At 73.5% G+C, this 15,868-nt stretch carries 11 protein-coding genes; 4 read left to right on the top strand and 7 right to left on the bottom strand.

The features are described from left to right. Positions 1-15 precede the first annotated feature (15 nt). Positions 16-1,614: a TROVE domain-containing protein gene (locus K2F47_RS06460; RefSeq protein ID WP_242901807.1), complete on the bottom strand. Its 1,599-nt coding sequence runs from the start codon at positions 1,612-1,614 to the stop codon at positions 16-18. 677 nt (positions 1,615-2,291) lie between these two features. On the opposite strand from K2F47_RS06460, the gene K2F47_RS06455 reads away from it, so the two are divergent. Beyond that, on the top strand, positions 2,292-4,445 hold the full coding sequence (locus tag K2F47_RS06455; protein WP_242901806.1) for a DEAD/DEAH box helicase: 2,154 nt from the start codon (positions 2,292-2,294) through the stop codon (positions 4,443-4,445). 61 nt (positions 4,446-4,506) lie between these two features. Next, the gene (locus K2F47_RS06450; protein ID WP_242901804.1) at positions 4,507-4,902 is read left to right on the top strand and encodes an OsmC family protein; all 396 of its coding nucleotides are present in this window, start codon (positions 4,507-4,509) and stop codon (positions 4,900-4,902) included. Here the strand turns inward: K2F47_RS06450 and K2F47_RS06445 are convergent. Further along, positions 4,865-6,487, bottom strand: a complete 1,623-nt coding sequence (locus tag K2F47_RS06445; protein ID WP_242901803.1) for an alpha/beta hydrolase — start codon at positions 6,485-6,487, stop codon at positions 4,865-4,867. The two genes, K2F47_RS06450 and K2F47_RS06445, sit on opposite strands and share 38 nt — an antisense overlap. A gap of 349 nt (positions 6,488-6,836) precedes the next feature. Between K2F47_RS06445 and K2F47_RS40495 the strand changes: the two genes are divergently transcribed. Then, a complete protein-coding gene (locus K2F47_RS40495; RefSeq protein WP_308198374.1) occupies positions 6,837-7,838 on the top strand; it encodes a phosphatase PAP2 family protein in 1,002 nt (333 codons plus the stop codon). 13 nt (positions 7,839-7,851) lie between these two features. After that, on the top strand, positions 7,852-8,706 hold the full coding sequence (locus K2F47_RS06435; RefSeq protein WP_242901802.1) for a phosphatase PAP2 family protein: 855 nt from the start codon (positions 7,852-7,854) through the stop codon (positions 8,704-8,706). Between the two features lie 11 nt (positions 8,707-8,717). On the opposite strand, the gene K2F47_RS06430 is transcribed toward K2F47_RS06435, so the two are convergent. From K2F47_RS06430 to K2F47_RS06410, 5 genes are all read right to left on the bottom strand, one after another. Beyond that, positions 8,718-11,738 carry a bifunctional [glutamine synthetase] adenylyltransferase/[glutamine synthetase]-adenylyl-L-tyrosine phosphorylase gene (locus K2F47_RS06430; protein WP_242901800.1) on the bottom strand — a complete coding sequence of 1,007 codons (3,021 nt, stop codon included), beginning with the start codon at positions 11,736-11,738 and terminating at the stop codon, positions 8,718-8,720. Between the two features lie 21 nt (positions 11,739-11,759). After that, a complete protein-coding gene (glnA2, locus tag K2F47_RS06425) occupies positions 11,760-13,121 on the bottom strand; it encodes a gamma-glutamylpolyamine synthetase GlnA2 (protein ID WP_156219401.1) in 1,362 nt (453 codons plus the stop codon). A 167-nt stretch (positions 13,122-13,288) separates the two neighbouring features. Beyond that, complete coding sequence (locus tag K2F47_RS06420) at positions 13,289-14,086, bottom strand: amino acid ABC transporter ATP-binding protein (RefSeq protein ID WP_242901799.1); 798 nt, start codon at positions 14,084-14,086, stop codon at positions 13,289-13,291. Further along, positions 14,083-14,925: an amino acid ABC transporter permease gene (locus K2F47_RS06415; protein ID WP_242901797.1), complete on the bottom strand. Its 843-nt coding sequence runs from the start codon at positions 14,923-14,925 to the stop codon at positions 14,083-14,085. The genes K2F47_RS06420 and K2F47_RS06415 overlap by 4 nt, the downstream gene beginning before the upstream one ends. Further along, the gene (locus K2F47_RS06410; RefSeq protein WP_242901796.1) at positions 14,922-15,740 is read right to left on the bottom strand and encodes a substrate-binding periplasmic protein; all 819 of its coding nucleotides are present in this window, start codon (positions 15,738-15,740) and stop codon (positions 14,922-14,924) included. Before K2F47_RS06410 ends, K2F47_RS06415 begins: the two co-directional genes overlap by 4 nt. Between the last annotated feature and the right edge of the window lie 128 nt (positions 15,741-15,868).

Below are 15,868 nucleotides of genomic sequence, written 5' to 3'. Positions count from 1 at the left end.
CGCCCGGCCGACGGCTCACTTCCAGGGCCAGTCGGCGTTGTGGCCCGCTTCCAGGAGCGGGATCATCCGGAACGTGTGGTCGGTCATGCCGCCCAGCTCATGACGCAGGCCGGTGCCGGACGGGATCGCGCCGTGCCTGTATCCCGCCAGGTTGAAGCCGTACATCGGGACGTGGGCGGGCGCCGCGTCCGTGACGTTGCCGCCCCAGCTGTTGAACGTCTGCATGTCCGACAGGATGATGACGCGGTCGTGGCCGCGGTAGGTCGCCCGGACGGAGTCGGCGATGCGGGTGCCGTGGCCGACCTCGCCGATCCGCTTCACGAAGCGCTCCACCTCGCGCAGGACGGACGCCCCGCGCGGCACGTCGTGGCGGAACACCCCGTCCGCGAACCCGTGCAGGTCGACGGCGTTGCCGCGCGCGGCGAGCGTGACGCCGAACAGGGCCGCCATCTGCGCGTACGTCATCTTCGACCGCGCCGAGACGCCCAGCGACGACATCGACGCGGAGGTGTCCACGAGGACGAGCGTCCGGCCGGGGAACTCCGGCACGTTCGCGGTGGCGGCGGTGAGCGCCTTGTCCAGGGCGTGGCCCCAGCGCTGCGACGGCGCCGCCAGGTGCGCGGAGAAGAACCGGAACGGGAACTGGCGCGACCGCGCGACCTCGGCCGGGTCGGCGAGCCGTGCCGCGACCTGGTCGGCGACCTCGTCGGGAACTCCCGCCTCGTCGAAGTTGCGCAGGTTGCGGAGCAGCGCCATGTAGCCCATGGACGGGATGACCGCGCTCCAGGCGGCCGCGTCCATCGGACCCTGGAGCCAGCCCGCGAGCCGCTCCCACGTGAACCCCGCGCCCGCCAGGCCGCCCGGCGCGGTGATCAGCGACGGGTCGAGCACGCGCGCGCGGCGGCTCTCGACGGGCAGGGCCGCGAGGGCCTGCGACGAGGTGAGGACGCGCAGCCGCTCCGGGATCGGCTCGGCGCGGTCGTGGCGCCGGTCGAGGGCGTGCTTGAACAGGTCGCCCTGCCACGGCTTGTCGGCGGCCGGGGCCGGGTGGACGAGGTCGATGACGTCGCCGAAGCGGAAACCGCGCGTGTCGGTGTCGTACTTCAGCAGCGACCGCTCGCTGTAGAGCCGCTGGACGGCGTCGGCGACCCCGCGCTTGACCGGCTTCGGGATCGCGCGCCCGTACGTGGACGTCCAGTACGCGAGGGCCTCCCCCGGCTCGTCGGCGCGCTGGAGGACGCTCGCCACCAGTTGCCTGTTGCCACCGTGCAGCCCGACGGTGAGCCGCGCCCACACGGCCTCCAGCGCCCCGACCACGGGGGCCGAGCGCAGGTTCGCCTCGCCGCGCAGCCAGCGGAGGAACGCGGCCGTCCACTCGATGTCGTCGATGGCGACGCGGTGGACGAGGTCGCGGAAGCGGGCGTCGCGGTCGGTGGCCTTCTCGTAGAAGGTGTCCTCACCGGCCATGTTGGAGACCGCCAGGAGGAACAGCTCGCCCTTGGCGTCGCGCGAGTAGCCGGGCGCACCCTCGTGGGTACGGCCGGACGGCTTCGTCTCGGACTTGATGAAACCGGAGACGGCCGCGCGGACCTTGCCGTGGTTGAACTTCGCCATGGGGGGCTCCTTCCATGAGCGGCGGGAGCACGTTCGCGGGGGTGCCCGAGGACAGAATCGGCTACGGTCCGCAGCCCATTGCTCTACTCATCTGAGCTACACCGCCTTTGGCGGTGGCGGGACTTGAACCCGCGACCCATGGATTAGAATGTGAAGTATCCGTTGCCTTCGCACCGGGCACCCCGCGAATATGGTGCTCCCCCCGAGATCGATGCGGTGTACGGGATCGCCCCGCCGAAGTGGGACGTCAGGCCCGTGAGGGGGCCTGCAAGGAGTCGAACCTCGAAGTATCCGTGCACCTGCGCACCGGGAGGTGCGTTTTCAGTTGTGGAGGCGCCCGAGTTCAGGGTCGGCGAAGGTACGTAGCGTTCTACCAATTGAACTACGCGAGCCGGACTCGCGGCGGGACTCGAACCCGCAACCTCTCGATCCCTAGTCGAAGTATCCCTCGCCTGCGCACCGGGCGCCTCTTCAGTTGTGACGTCCTTCCGAGAACACGTGCCGCCCCAGGCGTCTTGTCTTAGTCGAGAAGTATCCTGTCGCCTCGCACCGGAAGGGCGATGTCCTTAGAACACCATTGCCCGATGCTCATGCACAACCGAATTAAATGGCGTTCGGCACGGAGCGGCGGTGCGGGGGCGGCATCATGTGTCCGGAGAGTGAGGGAGTGTGGCGGGATGGCAGGGGAGGCCCGGCGGACGCGGAGCGTCCCACCCAAGGAGTCGCTGCGCGACGGGCGCGCCCTGCTCGACGCCGCGCGCGGGCTGCTGGAGGAGCACCGGCGGGCGGTCGCGGAGGTGCACGCGGCGCTCGAACCGCTGCGGCGGGACGGCGCGCGCCGCCACCTGGCGTCGATGCCCGTCGCCCGCATCGGGGACCTGACCCACGGGCGCCTCCGGCTCGGCCCGCTGGAACGCGCCGGGCTGAAGACCGTGCTGGACGTCCTCGACACCACCCCCTACCGGCTCCAGCTCCTCCCCGGCATCGGACCGCAGACCGCGAACCAGCTCCACGCCGCCGCCGGGCAGCTCGCGGACGCGGCGGCCGGCGCGACCGGTGTCCGCATCGACGTGGAGGAGCGCGACGACCGGACGACCGCCCTGGTCGTCGCCCTGCACCGCGTGGTGGCCGCCGGGCCCGACCTGCCGCGCGCCCGGGCCGCGGCGGCCCGGCTGGAGGAGGAGCTGAGGCCGCTCGTCCGGGACGCGCGGCCCGAGGCGTCGTGGTGGCGGAAGGCGTTGAGCGGTGCGCCCGAGCGGGAGCGGGCGCGGGAGGCGCTCGGCGAACTCCAGCGGGTCCTGGACGCCCGGGACACCGGCCTGCTCATCGCCCAGGCGTCGGTCGACCTGCTGCGCCCGGCGGTCTCGGCCGACGAGGCGTGGATCGACTTCGAGCTGCGCGCGTCCGACTACCAGACGCTGCTGGCGGAGCTGGCCGCGCTGAACCCGGAGCCGGACGCGGCGGAGGGGTTCCTGCCCCGCGACCTCGCGGCCGTGGTCAAGGACCAGCCGCTCGACGACGCGCACCGGCGGGTGTCGCTGCGCGGGTACCAGGCGTTCGGGGCGAGGTTCGCGCTCGTCCAGCGAAAGGTGATCATCGGGGACGAGATGGGGCTCGGCAAGACGATCCAGGCCATCGCCGCGATCGCGCACCTGCGGTCGGAGGGCGCCACGCACTTCCTGGTGGCGTGCCCGGCGAGCGTGCTGGTCAACTGGGTGCGGGAGATCGAGGCGCGCTGCGCGCTGGCGGCGCGTCCGGTGCACGGGCGGGGGCGGGCGGCGGCGCTGGCGGACTGGACCCGCTCGGGCGGCATCGCGGTCACGACGCTGGACTCGCTGCACGCGCTCGACGTCCCGGAGGACCTGCCGCTCGGCATGTTCGTCGTGGACGAGGCGCACTACGCCAAGAACCACGAGACGCGGCGCGCGAAGGCCGTCGCCGCGTGGTGCGCGCGGACGGACCGGGTCCTGTTCCTCACCGGCACGCCGATGGAGAACCGCGTCGAGGAGTTCCGGAGCCTGGTGGCGCACCTGCGGCCCGAACTGGCCAAGAAGATCGCGCCGACGCACGCGGCGGTCGGCGCGGCGGAGTTCCGCAAGGAGGTCGCGCCCGTGTACCTGCGCCGCAACCAGCGCGACGTGCTGCTGGAACTGCCCGAGGTCGTGCACGTGGACGAGTGGGAGGAGTTCAGCCCGGCGGACGAGGCGGCCTACCGGAGCGCGGTCGCCGAGGGCAACTTCATGGCGATGCGGCGCGCGGCCTACGCCGTCCCGGAGGAGTCGGCGAAGCTCGCGCGGCTGAAGGAGCTGGTGGACGAGGCCGCCGCGAACGAGCTGAAGGTGGTGGTGTTCTCCTGTTTCCGGGACGTGCTCGCCGCCGTCCGGGACGCGGTCGGCGACGACGCGCGCGGCCCGATCGACGGCGCGGCCCCGGCGGAGCGGCGGCAGGCGCTGGTGGACGCGTTCACCGCCGAGCCCGGCCACGCGGTGCTGCTCGCGCAGATCCAGGCGGGCGGGGTCGGCCTCAACCTCCAGGCCGCGTCCATGGTGATCATCTGTGAGCCGCAGGTGAAGCCGACGACCGAGACGCAGGCGGTGGCCCGCGCGCACCGGATGGGCCAGGTCCGCACCGTCCAGGTGCACCGGCTGCTCACGCCGCGCGGCGTGGACCAGCGGATGCTGGAGATCCTGCGGGGCAAGGCGCGGCTGTTCGACGAGTACGCGCGGCGCAGCCACCTCGCCGAGCGGGCCCCGGACGCGGTCGACGTCTCCGAGCCGTCCCTCGCCCGGCGGATCGTCGAGGAGGAGCAGGAGCGCCTCGCCGCGTCCTGAGCGGGAAGAACCGGCAGGGCGGCCGTGTTGCGGTGGGCGAACAACGAGAAGAGGGGTCGTCATGGCCGAGGTCAGGGTGGAGCGCACCGAGGACGGGTTCCGGGCCGTCAACGACCGGGGCGCGAGCGTCGCGATCGGGGACGGCGACACGGCCGGGGTCTTCACGCCGGTGGAGCTGCTGCTGGCGGCGCTCGGCGGCTGCGAGCTGGTCACCGTGGAGCCGCTGACGGCCCAGCGGGGGCACCGGATGGCGCGGCTGGCCGCGACCGTCCAGGCCGACAAGATCGCCACCAGCGCGCTCGGCACGATCACGGTCACCTACGACGTGGAGCTGCCCGAGGGCGACGAGAAGGCGGCGGAGGTGCTGAAGGCCGTGGCCGAGCGCGTCCACGAGAAGTACTGCACGGTCGGGAACGCGCTCAGAGAGCCGATGAAGGTGGACCAGGTCGTCCCGTGAGGTCCTTGGGGCCGGCGGGGCCTGCCGGGTATTTGATCGGCGGGCACACCGTCCCGGCCGGGGGAACGGTGCCCTGGAGGAGGTAGGCGTCCACGGTCCGGCGGACGCAGGGGTCGCCGGTGTCGTAGGCGCCGTGGCCCTCCCCCCTGAGGGTGAGGAGCGTCGCGCGCCCGCCGAGGGCCTTGGTCAGGGCGGGCGCCCACGCGTAGGGGGTGGCGGGGTCGCCGGTGTTGCCGACGACGAGGATCGGGGCGGCGGACGGCGCGGACACCTCGCGCGCCGCCTCGTCCCCCGCGACCGGCCAGCCGGCGCATTGCAGCAGGCCCCACGCGAGCGCCGCCCCGAACACCGGGGACGCGGCGCGGAAGCCCGGCAGCAGCCGCCGGACGTCGGCCGGGGTGTAGCGGGCGGTGGTGTCCGCGCAGGCGATCGCGGTGTTGGCGGCGGACAGGTTGGTGTAGGAGCCGTCGGCCCGGCGGCCGTTCCCGGCGTCGGCGAGGGCGCGCAGGAGGGTGCCGTCACGGCGGGTGGCGGCGTCGACGAGGCCCTGGGCGAGGATCGGCCACGCCTGCCGGGAGTAGAGCGCGGTGGTGACGCCGCTGGTCGCGAGCCTTTCGGTCAGCTTCCGGCCGCCGCGCGCGGGCAGCGGCGTCCGGTCGAGCCCGGTCAGGAGCCGCTGGACGGACGCCGCGACGCCCGGCCCGTCGCCGCCGAGCGGGCAGGCGCGCCTGCCGAGCGCGGCGCAGGCCGTCCCGAAGGCGCCGAGCGCCCGCTGGAACGCGGCGGCCTGCGCGAGCGCCTGGCCCGCGGGGTCGACCGCGGTGTCCACGGCCCCGTCGAGGACGGCGCGGCCGACGCTGTCCGGGTGCCGGTGGGCGTAGCTGCCGCCGAGCCAGGTGCCGTAGGAGATGCCGAAGTAGTGGAGCCGGGAGTCGCCGAGCGCGGCGCGGACCAGGTCCATGTCGCGGGCGGCGCTGACCGTCCCGACATGCGGGAGGAGCGCGCGCGACCGGGCCTCGCACCCCTTGTTGTAGGACGCCTCGTCGGCGGCGAACGCCGCTTCCTCGGCGGGGGTGTCGGGGGTGCCCTCCGCGGCGGTCAGGACGTCCATGCGGCGGTCGTCGACGCAGGTCACGGGGGCGCTGCGGCCGACCCCGCGCGGGTCGAAGCCGACCAGGTCGTAGCGGGCGTTCAGGCGCGCGTAGTCGCCCGCCGCCTGCGCGAGGGTGTCGACGCCCTCGCCGCCGGGGCCGCCGAAGTTGAACAGCAGCGACCCGATGCGGTGGGCGGCGTCGGTGGCCGGGACGCGGATCAGCGCGATCCCGATCGTCTCCCCGGACGGTTCGTCATGGTCCAGCGGAACCTGGAGCGTGGTGCAGCGGAACCCGCCGGGGGGCTGCTTCACCCCGGGCTCCGGCCCGGGCAGGCCCGTGCAGCGCTTCCACACGAGCCGCTCGGGCGGCTTCCGGCCGATCCACCGCGCCGCCCGTTCGGACGGCGAGGCGGCGCCCGGGACCAGACCGAAAGCGGTCAGGATCGCGGCGAATACCACCACTTTGCCGGGTATCGAGGTGATACTGGCCATTCGTCCCCCTGTTCGGTTCACGGGGGGCTGCCTGGACGTACCCGGTGCCTCCTATGCTGATACCTGATCAACTTCATAGGCTCCGCGCGGGGAGCCGTCCCAGGGGTGAGGTTCCCCTGAGACCCCTCCCCCGAAAGTCCGGATACCGCATCAGGGTCGTACTACTCAAGTCTGAGACGAAGACCATTCGGCGCGGTGATCTCAATCGGGGGGCCGCGAGGCAAAGATAGGTAGCATGGCCCAGACCGCCCCCCCAGCAGCCCACCGAGGCCAGGCCCGAACGGCCCGGCGAGGTGAGCCGCGTCAGCCCGCCGAGTCGGCGCGTCGCCGGGTGCTCAAGGCACCGCCGGTGTGGCGCGAGCTCCTGCTGATCGTGCTCTTCTACTCCGGTTACACGCTGACGCGCATCGTCCTCGTGCAGGACGGCACCGGCCCGGCGTTCGAGCACGCCAGGCAGATCCTCCACTTCGAGCGGTTCCTGGGCATCGACGTGGAGCTGGGCCTGAACCAGACGCTGCTGGGCGTGCCCTGGCTGGCGCGCACCGCCAACCTCTTCTACGCCACGATGCACTTCATCGTGACGGCCGGAATCGTGGTGTGGCTGTACCGGTACCGCCCGCAGGAGTACCGCTGGCTCCGGACGTCGATCATGGTGGCCACCGGCCTGGCGCTGATCGGCTTCTGGCTCTACCCGCTCGCGCCGCCGCGCTTCCTCGGCAGCGAGGGGTTCGTCGACCCGGTGACCGCGCTGCACTCGGTCGGCCTGTACGCCAGCGACGCCTCGGGCAGCCTCACCAACCAGTACGCCGCGATGCCGTCCATGCACGCGGGATGGGCGCTGTGGTGCGGGTTCATCCTGGTCAAGATGGCCACCCAGCGCTGGGCCAAGCTCGTCGGGGTGCTCTACCCCGCCACGACCGTGTTCGTGATCCTGTCCACCGCGAACCACTACCTGCTGGACGCGATCGTCGGCATCGCGATCATCGTGGGCGCGCTCGGCCTGTCCTGGATGCTCTACATGCGCTGCCCGCAGCGGCTGCTGGACGCCCGGCACGCGTTCTCCGCGCGGCTGGGCCGCCCCTGGGACCGCGGCACCGCCCGGTCCGTCGCGACCAAGGTGGCCTCGGCGTTCGGCGCGACCGCCGCCGTGGCGGCCACGCACGGCACGGCACGGGTCACGGGAGGGTCCGCGACGGGCTCCCCGGCGCGCGGCACGGCGCGGGCCACCGCCAGCGCCGCCGCGACCAGCGCCGCCAAGACCGCCGCGCGGACCGCCGCCCGGGTCGCCGAGTCCGGCCGGAGCCGCGCGGACTCGGCCACGGCCGGGGGTGCGTCCGGCTCCGCCATTTGACACGATAGGAAGGGTGGCCAGGTCAGGGCACCTTTCCGGGTCCGGCCGCGGCGCCGGGGGCGACGCGGCCGCGGGACGGCTCACGGCCGCGTTCAAGATCCGCGTCCGGCCCCGGCTGTGGTCGGAGCTGCTGCTGCTGGTGGCGTGCTACGGCGCGTACCAGCTCGTGCGGAACCTCGTCCCGGTCGATCCTGCGACGGCGGCGCACCGGGCCCGCGAGGTCCTTGACCTGGAGTACTCGCTCCACCTGGACGTCGAGTACGACGTGAACCGGGTATTCGCGGCGCACGGGTGGCTCGCCACCGCCGCCAACTACTTCTACGCGACGATGCACTTCGCCGCGACGGTCGCCGTCATGGTGTGGCTGTACGTCCGCAGACCCGCCCAGTACGCCGTGTACCGGACGCTGCTGTTCGCCACGACGCTGCTCGGCCTGGTCGGGTTCTGGCTGTTCCCGCTGGCCCCGCCCCGGATGCTACCCGGCTTCACCGACACCGTCGCCGCCTTCGGGACGTGGGGGTTCTACGGCTCCGGGCCCACCGCGTCGGTGACCAACCAGTTCGCGGCGATGCCGTCCATGCACACCGCCTGGTCGCTGTGGTGCGCGGCGGCGGTGATCGGCGCCGTCCGGCGGCCCTGGGCGTGGCCTGCCCTGCTCTATCCCGCGCTGACGATCGTGGTGATCGTTGGGACGGCCAACCATTTCCTGCTGGACGCGGTGGGCGGCATCGGCGCGCTCGCGGCGGGGGTGCTGCTCGCGATCCCGGCCCGGGGCCTCGCCTGGCGCCTCGTCCCCGCCCGGGTGGACGCGAACGCCGCCCCGCTCCGCGATCGCCCCATGGGAGGCTCACCGCCCCCAGGCTGGTGAGACGCGCACGATTACTCGTCGGCGCCGTAGAACACGCGTTCGACCACGGTGCGGGCGCGGCGGGTGCGGCGGCGGTAGTCCTCCAGCAGGTCGCCGGGCCCCGGATAGCCGAGGACGCGGGCGACGGCGGTGCGCTCGCGGTGGTGCTCGCTCGGCAGCAGGTCCGACGCCCGGCCCCTGACCAGCATGAGCGAGCCGCGGATGCGGGTGGCCAGGCACCACGCCTCGGCGAGAACGGACGCGTCGTCCGCGTCCAGCGCGCCCGCGCCGACCGCCGCGTCCAGCGCGGCGAGGGTCCGGGTGGTGCGCAGCGCGGGGACGGCGTGGGCGTGCCGGAGCTGGAGGAGCTGCGCGACCCACTCGACGTCGGCGAGGCCGCCGGGGCCGAGCTTGGTGTGCAGGGCGCGGTCGACGCCGCGCGGCAGCCGCTCGGACTCCATCCGCGCCTTGAGCCGCCGGATCTGCCGGACCGCCGCCTCGTCCACCCCGCCCTCGGGGAAGCGGATCGGGTCGATCAGCTCGCGGAAGCCCTCGCGCAGCCCCGGGTCGCCGATCAGGGGGTCGGCGCGCAGCAGCGCCTGCGCCTCCCACGGCTGCGACCAGCGGGCGTAGTAGGCGGCGTAGGAGGCGAGCGTCCGCACGAGCGGCCCCTGGCGGCCCTCGGGACGCAGGTTCGGGTCGATGTCCAGCGGCGGGTCGGGGGCGGGCAGCGACAGCAGCCGCCGCAGCTCCTCGGCGACGCCGTGCGCGGCGCGGCCCGCGGCCCGCTCGTCCGCGCCGGGGAGCGGGTCGTGGACGAACATCACGTCGGCGTCGCTGCCGTAGCCGAGCTCGTGGCCGCCGAACCGGCCCATCGCGACGACCGCGAACCGCGTCGGCAGCGCCTCCCCCGACGCCCGCTCGACCTTGCTGACGGCGGCGCGCAGCGCGGCCTCGATCGTCACGGCGGCGATGTCGGTGAGCGCCAGCCCGACCGCCTCGACCTCGGCCAGCCCGAGCAGGTCGGCGACCGCGACCCGGAACAGCTCGCGGCGGCGCAGCCCGCGCACGACCGCGACGGCGTCCTCGGCGGCCGACGCGGACGGGGCGCCCGCGTCCGGCTTGGTGCGGCGGCGGACGGCCGCGAGCGCCTCGGCCCGCAGCGCGGCCAGCGGACGCGCCGCGAGGTCGGCGGCGCTGCCGAGCGTCGCGACCGCCTCGGGCGCGCGCAGCAGCAGGTCGGTGGCGTAGCGGCTGGAGCCGAGCAGCCAGGCCATCCGCTCGGCGACGACGACCTCGTCGCGCAGCAGCCGCAGGTACCAGGGGGTGGTGCCGAGCGCGTCGCTGACCTTGCGGAACCCGAGCAGGCCCGCGTCGGGGTCGGGGGCGTCGGCGAACCAGCCGAGCATGACCGGCAGCAGCGTCCGCTGGATCGCCGCGCGCCGCGACAGCCCTGCGGTGAGCGCCTCGATGTGCCGTAGCGCGCCCGCCGGGTCGGCGTAGCCGAGCGCCTCCAGCCGGGCGCGCGCCGCCTCGGGCGTGAGCCGGGCCTCCTCCCCCGGCAGCCGCGCGACCGCGGGCAGCAGCGGGCGGTAGAACAGCTTCTCGTGGATCCGGCGGACCTCGCGGGCGTGCCGCCGCCACCGCGCCGTGAACTCCCGGACCGGGTCGGGACGCAGGCCGAGCGCCCGGCCGAGGCGCCGCAGCCCGGCCTCGTCGTCGGGGACGAGGTGGGTGCGGCGCAGCCGGTGCAGCTGTACGAGGTGCTCCACGCGCCGCAGGAACCGGTACGCGGTCGCGAGGGACGCGGCGTCGTCGCGTCCGACATAGCCGCCGCGGGACAGCTCCGACAGCGCGTCCAGGGTGGTGGGGCTGCGCAGGGTCTCGTCGGAGCGGCCGTGGACGAGCTGGAGGAGCTGCACCGCGAACTCCACGTCGCGCAGGCCGCCCGGGCCGAGCTTGAGCTGCCGCTCGGCCTCGCCGGTGCGCCGGTCCAGGTCGGCCTCCACGCGGCGCCGCATCGCCTGGACGTCGGCGACGAAGCTCTCGCCCTCGGCGGCCCGCCACACGATCGGGGTGATCGCCTCCATGTAGCGGGCGCCGAGGCCGGGGTCCCCCGCGACCGGGCGCGCCTTCAGCAGCGCCTGAAACTCCCAGGTCTTGGCCCAGCGCTCGTAGTAGGCCCGATGGCTGGCGAGGGTCCGCACGAGCGGCCCGGCCTTCCCCTCGGGGCGCAGCGCCGCGTCCACCTCCCAGAGCGAGCCCTCCGGCGTGCTCGCGGAGCAGGCCCGCATCGTGGCCGAGGCCAGCCGGGTCGCGACGCGCAGCGCGGCGCCCTCGTCGTGCCCCTCCCGGGCCTCCGCCACGAAGATCACATCGACGTCGGAGACGTAGTTCAGCTCCCGGCCACCGCACTTGCCCATCCCGATCACCGCGAGGCGGCAGGCGTCGTGCCCGGGGACCCCGGCGCGGGCGATCGCGAGCCCGGCCTCCAGCGCGGCGGCGGCGAGGTCGGCGAGCGCGGCGGCGACGTCCGCGACGTCCATTCCGCCGCACAGGTCGCGTCCGGCGAGCGCGAGCAGCCGCCGCCGGTAGGCGATCCGCAGCGCGGCGAGGACGTCGCGGCCCTCCGCGACCGGGTCGGCGGCCGACGGGTCGGCGCCCACGGCCTCCAGCAGCCCGGCGCGCGGGTCGTCCTCGGACAGCGAGCCGTCGTCGCGCAGGACGCGCCAGTCGCCGGGGTGCCGGACGAGATGGTCGGCGAGCGCCGCGCTCACCCCGAGCACCCTGGTCAGCCGCTCCCGCGTGCCGGGCTCGGCGTCGAGCGCCGCCGCGATCTCAGGCGCCGCGTCCAGGAGCCGGAGCAGGCCGTCCAGCGCGAGGTCGGGGTCGGCGGTGGCGCCGAGCGCCTCCAGCAGCCCGTCGCCGAGCGGGGCGGCCCCGGCGGCCTCGGCCTCCGCGATGAGCCGCCCGGCCCGGCGCGCGTCGGTGAACCCGAGCCGTGCCAGCCGTCCCACCAGCGAGGGACGGCGATCGCTCCACGGGTCGCCCACGGCGCGGCCGATGCCCGGCCGCTACAGGACGGCCATGAGCCGCTTGCGCTCGAACACCGTCACCTCGCGCCGGTACTCCTCCCATTCCTGCCGCTTGTTGCGCAGGAAGAAGTCGAAGACGTGCTCGCCGAGGACGTCGGCGACCAGCTCGCTCCGCTCCATCGCGTGGATCGCCTCGTCGAGGTTCTGCGGCAGCGGCTCGATGCCGAGCGCCCGCCGCTCGGCGGGGGTCAGCGCCCACACGTCGTCCTCGGCGCCCGGCGGCAGCTCGTAGCCCTCCTCGATGCCGCGCAGCCCGGCGCCGAGGATCGCCGCGAACGCCAGGTAGGGGTTGGCGGCGGTGTCCAGCGAGCGGAACTCGATGCGGGTCGAGTGGCCCTTGTGCGGCTTGTACATCGGCACCCGGACGAGCGCGGACCGGTTGTTGTGCCCCCAGCAGATGTAGGACGGCGCCTCTCCCCCGGCGCCCGCCGCCGAGCCGACGCCGCCCCACAGCCGCTTGTAGGAGTTCACCCACTGGTTGCACACGGCGGTGATCTCCGCGGAGTGCCGCAGCAGCCCCGCGATGAACGCGCGCCCGACCTTGGAGAGCTTGTACTCGGCGCCCGGCTCGTAGAAGGCGTTGCGGTCGCCCTCGAACAGCGACATGTGGGTGTGCATGCCCGAGCCGGGGTGCTCGGTGAAGGGCTTCGGCATGAACGAGGCGAACACGCCCTGCTCCAGCGCGACCTCCTTCATCACCAGCCGGAACGTCATGATGTTGTCGGCGGTGGTGAGCGCGTCGGCGTAGCGCAGGTCGATCTCCTGCTGGCCGGGGGCGCCCTCGTGGTGGCTGAACTCCACCGAGATCCCCATGGCCTCCAGCATCGTGATCGCGTTGCGCCGGAAGTCGTGCGCGGCGCTGTGCGGGGTGTGGTCGAAGTAGCCGCCCGCGTCCGCCGGCTCGGGCTCGCGGCCGTCCTCGGGACGGTCGTTGAGCAGGAAGAACTCGATCTCGGGATGGGTGTAGAAGGTGAACCCGAGGTCGGCGGCGCGGGCGAGCGCGCGTTTGAGGACGTAGCGGGGGTCGGCGAAGCTCGGCGTGCCGTCCGGCATGAGGATGTCGCAGAACATCCGGCCGACGCCCGGCGACTCCGAGCGCCACGGCAGCACCTGGAACGTGGACGGGTCGGGCTTGGCGATCATGTCGGCCTCGTAGACGCGGGCGAAGCCCTCGATCGCCGAGCCGTCGAAGCCGATCCCCTCGCCGAAGGCGCCCTCCAGTTCGGCGGGGGCGACCGCCACCGACTTCAGGAACCCGAGCACGTCGGTGAACCACAGCCGGATGAAGCGGATGTCGCGCTCCTCCAGCGTGCGGAGCACGAACTCCTGCTGTCGCTCCAAAGCCTTCTCCCTCGATGCGGCCTGCCGGATCCGCCGACAGGACGTGCCAGCTCGGCGTGCCCGCGGTGCGATGGCACGCGCCGACCCCCGGCTACCTCGCAGTATGCCCGTCCGCTGTTACCGCGACGTTACGCGTCGGTCGTCCTGTCCGGAACATATCCGACGCTTCACCCCTCACCCCCCTTTACGCGCGCGGCGGCCGGATCGAGGACGCGGGACAGGAACTCCCGCGTCCGCTCGTGGTCCGGATCGGTGATCATCTGGGCCGCCGCGCCCTGCTCGACGACGACGCCGCCGTCCATGAACGCGACCCGGTCGGCGACCTCGCGGGCGAAGCTCATCTCGTGGGTGACGACGAGCATGGTCATCCCCTCCTCGGCAAGCCCGCGCATGACGCCGAGGACGTCGCCGACCAGCTCCGGGTCCAGCGCGGACGTCGGCTCGTCGAACAGCATCACCTCGGGGCCCATCGCGAGCGCGCGGGCGATCGCGACCCGCTGCTGCTGCCCGCCCGACAGCTGCGCCGGATAGGAGTCGACCTTGTCGGCGAGCCCGACCCGCTCCAGGTTCTCCCGCGCGATCCGCTCGGCCTCCCGCCCGCCGCGCCGCAGCACCTTGCGCTGCGCGACCGTCACGTTCCCGAGCGCGGTGAGGTGCGGGAACAGGTTGAACGACTGGAACACCATGCCGATCCGGCGGCGGACGGCGTCGATGTCGACGTCCGGGTCGGTGACCTCCGCGCCCGCGACCCGGATCGTTCCCGCGGACGGCTCCTCCAGCAGGTTCACGCAGCGCAGCAGCGTCGACTTGCCCGAGCCGGACGGCCCGATCACGCACACCACCTCGCCCGCGTCCACGCGGAAGTCGATGCCGCGCAGCACTTCGTTGGCCCCGAACGACTTGCGCAGCCCGCGGATCTCGATGGCGCCCGCGTCCGTGTCGGGGCCTGTGGCGGGACGGGTCATCGCTGCCCCCTGCGTTGGCGCGCCTCCAGCCGTCGGGCCAGCAGGCTCAGCGGAATGGTGATGATCAGGTAGCAGATCCCGGCCACGATGATCGGGGTCGTGTTGCCCTCCTGCCCGGCGAGGTCGCGGCCGAACTTGGTGAGCTCGCGCTGCTCCAGGGTGATGCCGAGGAACAGCACGAGCGAGGAGTCCTTGCACAGCAGCACGACCTGGTTGGTCAGCGGGGGGATCACGATCCGGAACGCCTGCGGGAGGATGATCGTCCGCATCGCCCGCCCCTGCGACATGCCGAGCGACCGCGCCGCCTCCAACTGCCCCCTCGGCACGGCCTGGATGCCCGCGCGGATCGTCTCGGCGATGTAGGCGGTGGCGGCCAGGCCGAGCGCGAGGCCCGCCTGCCCGACCGCGCCGCCGGGGATCGTCGCGCCGGGGAAGGCCAGCGGCACGCCGACCGCCACGAAGATGAAGATCAGCAGCAGCGGCAGGCCGCGGAAGACCTCGATGTAGGCGGTGGCGAGCCAGCGGTAGGGCGGCGCGCTCGACAGCCGCATCAGCGCGACGACGAGCCCGCCCGCGAGGCCGAGGCCGAACCCGACCGCCGTGTAGACGGCCGTGTTGCGCAGCCCGACCGTGATGATGTCGGGGAACAGCTGCTTGGCGACGCCCCAGTTCGCGAAGTTCAGCCGCAGCGTCGGCCAGTCGGCCAGCAGCGCGACCACCGCGACGACGGCGACGAACAGCGTGTACTGCGCGCCCAAGGACAGCCGCCGGCGGCGGCGCCGCGACATGCCCGCGAACAGGCCGCCGGACGGGGGCGCGTCCACCGGTTCGACCGTCACGGGCGGTCTCCCGCCGGGGGCATCGCGCCGATCCACTTCTCGTAGATCCGCTTGTAGGTACCGTCGGCCCGCGCCTGCGCGAGCACCTGGTTCGTCAGCTCGACGAGCTTGGGATTGTGGCCCTTGCGGATCCAGAACCCGTACTGCTCGCCGGTGTTGAGGTTGGCGACGATCTCGAAGCCCGCGTTCGCCGGGTCCTTGAGCCAGCCCCTGACGACCGGATCGTCCTGGACGATGACCTTGACCTGGCCGGTGCGCAGCCCGTCCAGCTCCGCGCCGGAGTTGTCGAAGGAGACCGGGTCGAAGCCCTTGTCCTTGACGTAGTCCTCGCCGGTCGTCCCGGCCTGCGCGCCGAGCTTGAGGTCCTTGGCCTTGACGCCGTCCAGGGAGGTGACGCCGCTGCCCTTCTTCGCCATCAGCGACTGCGTGGCGTCGAAGTAGGGCTTGGAGACGTCCATGAACCTGACCCGGTCGGGCTTGATCGTCATGCCGCCCATGACGATGTCGCACTTCCCGGCGTTCAGCGCGGCGCCGGTCTGCATGGTCTCGAACTGCGTGTCGACGATCTTCTGCGTCACGCCCAGCCGCTTGGCGACGAGGTCGACCAGGTCGACGTCGAGGCCCACGACCTTCCCTCCCCGCTCCACCTGGAACGGCGGATACGGCAGGTGGGTGCAGGAGGTGAGCGTGCCCTTCTTGACCAGCTTGACCCCCTGGACGGTGGCGCCCTTGTCACCGCCCCCGCAGGACGTCGCGGTCAGCGCCAGGGCGGCCGCCCCGGTTCCCAGCACCCAACGTGCGGTCCGTCTGGACACATGTCCTCCTGTGTCGGCCTGTTGTCGCCGGTCGCGCGGTCACCGGGGAACGCCACGGCCCGCCGCGCGATCGGCGGTCTCGTCCGTGACCGTCCCCTCAATCCCGTTTCCCCAAAAATTGACGTGGC

The sequence above is a fragment of the Actinomadura terrae genome, from assembly GCF_022751215.1.
Taxonomy (GTDB): domain Bacteria; phylum Actinomycetota; class Actinomycetes; order Streptosporangiales; family Streptosporangiaceae; genus Spirillospora; species Spirillospora terrae.
Note: the sequence above shows the minus strand (reverse complement) of the source record. Positions and strands in the feature narration are given on the sequence as shown.

Bases quoted from the DNA above. Each gene is read 5' to 3' on its own strand.
- K2F47_RS06460 (WP_242901807.1), bottom strand. From the start codon at position 1,614: ATGGCGAAGTTCAACCACGGCAAGGTCCGCGCGGCCGTCTCCGGTTTC.
- K2F47_RS06455 (WP_242901806.1), top strand. From the start codon at position 2,292: ATGGCAGGGGAGGCCCGGCGGACGCGGAGCGTCCCACCCAAGGAGTCG.
- K2F47_RS06450 (WP_242901804.1), top strand. From the start codon at position 4,507: ATGGCCGAGGTCAGGGTGGAGCGCACCGAGGACGGGTTCCGGGCCGTC.
- K2F47_RS06445 (WP_242901803.1), bottom strand. From the start codon at position 6,487: ATGGCCAGTATCACCTCGATACCCGGCAAAGTGGTGGTATTCGCCGCG.
- K2F47_RS06420 (WP_242901799.1), bottom strand. From the start codon at position 14,086: ATGACCCGTCCCGCCACAGGCCCCGACACGGACGCGGGCGCCATCGAG.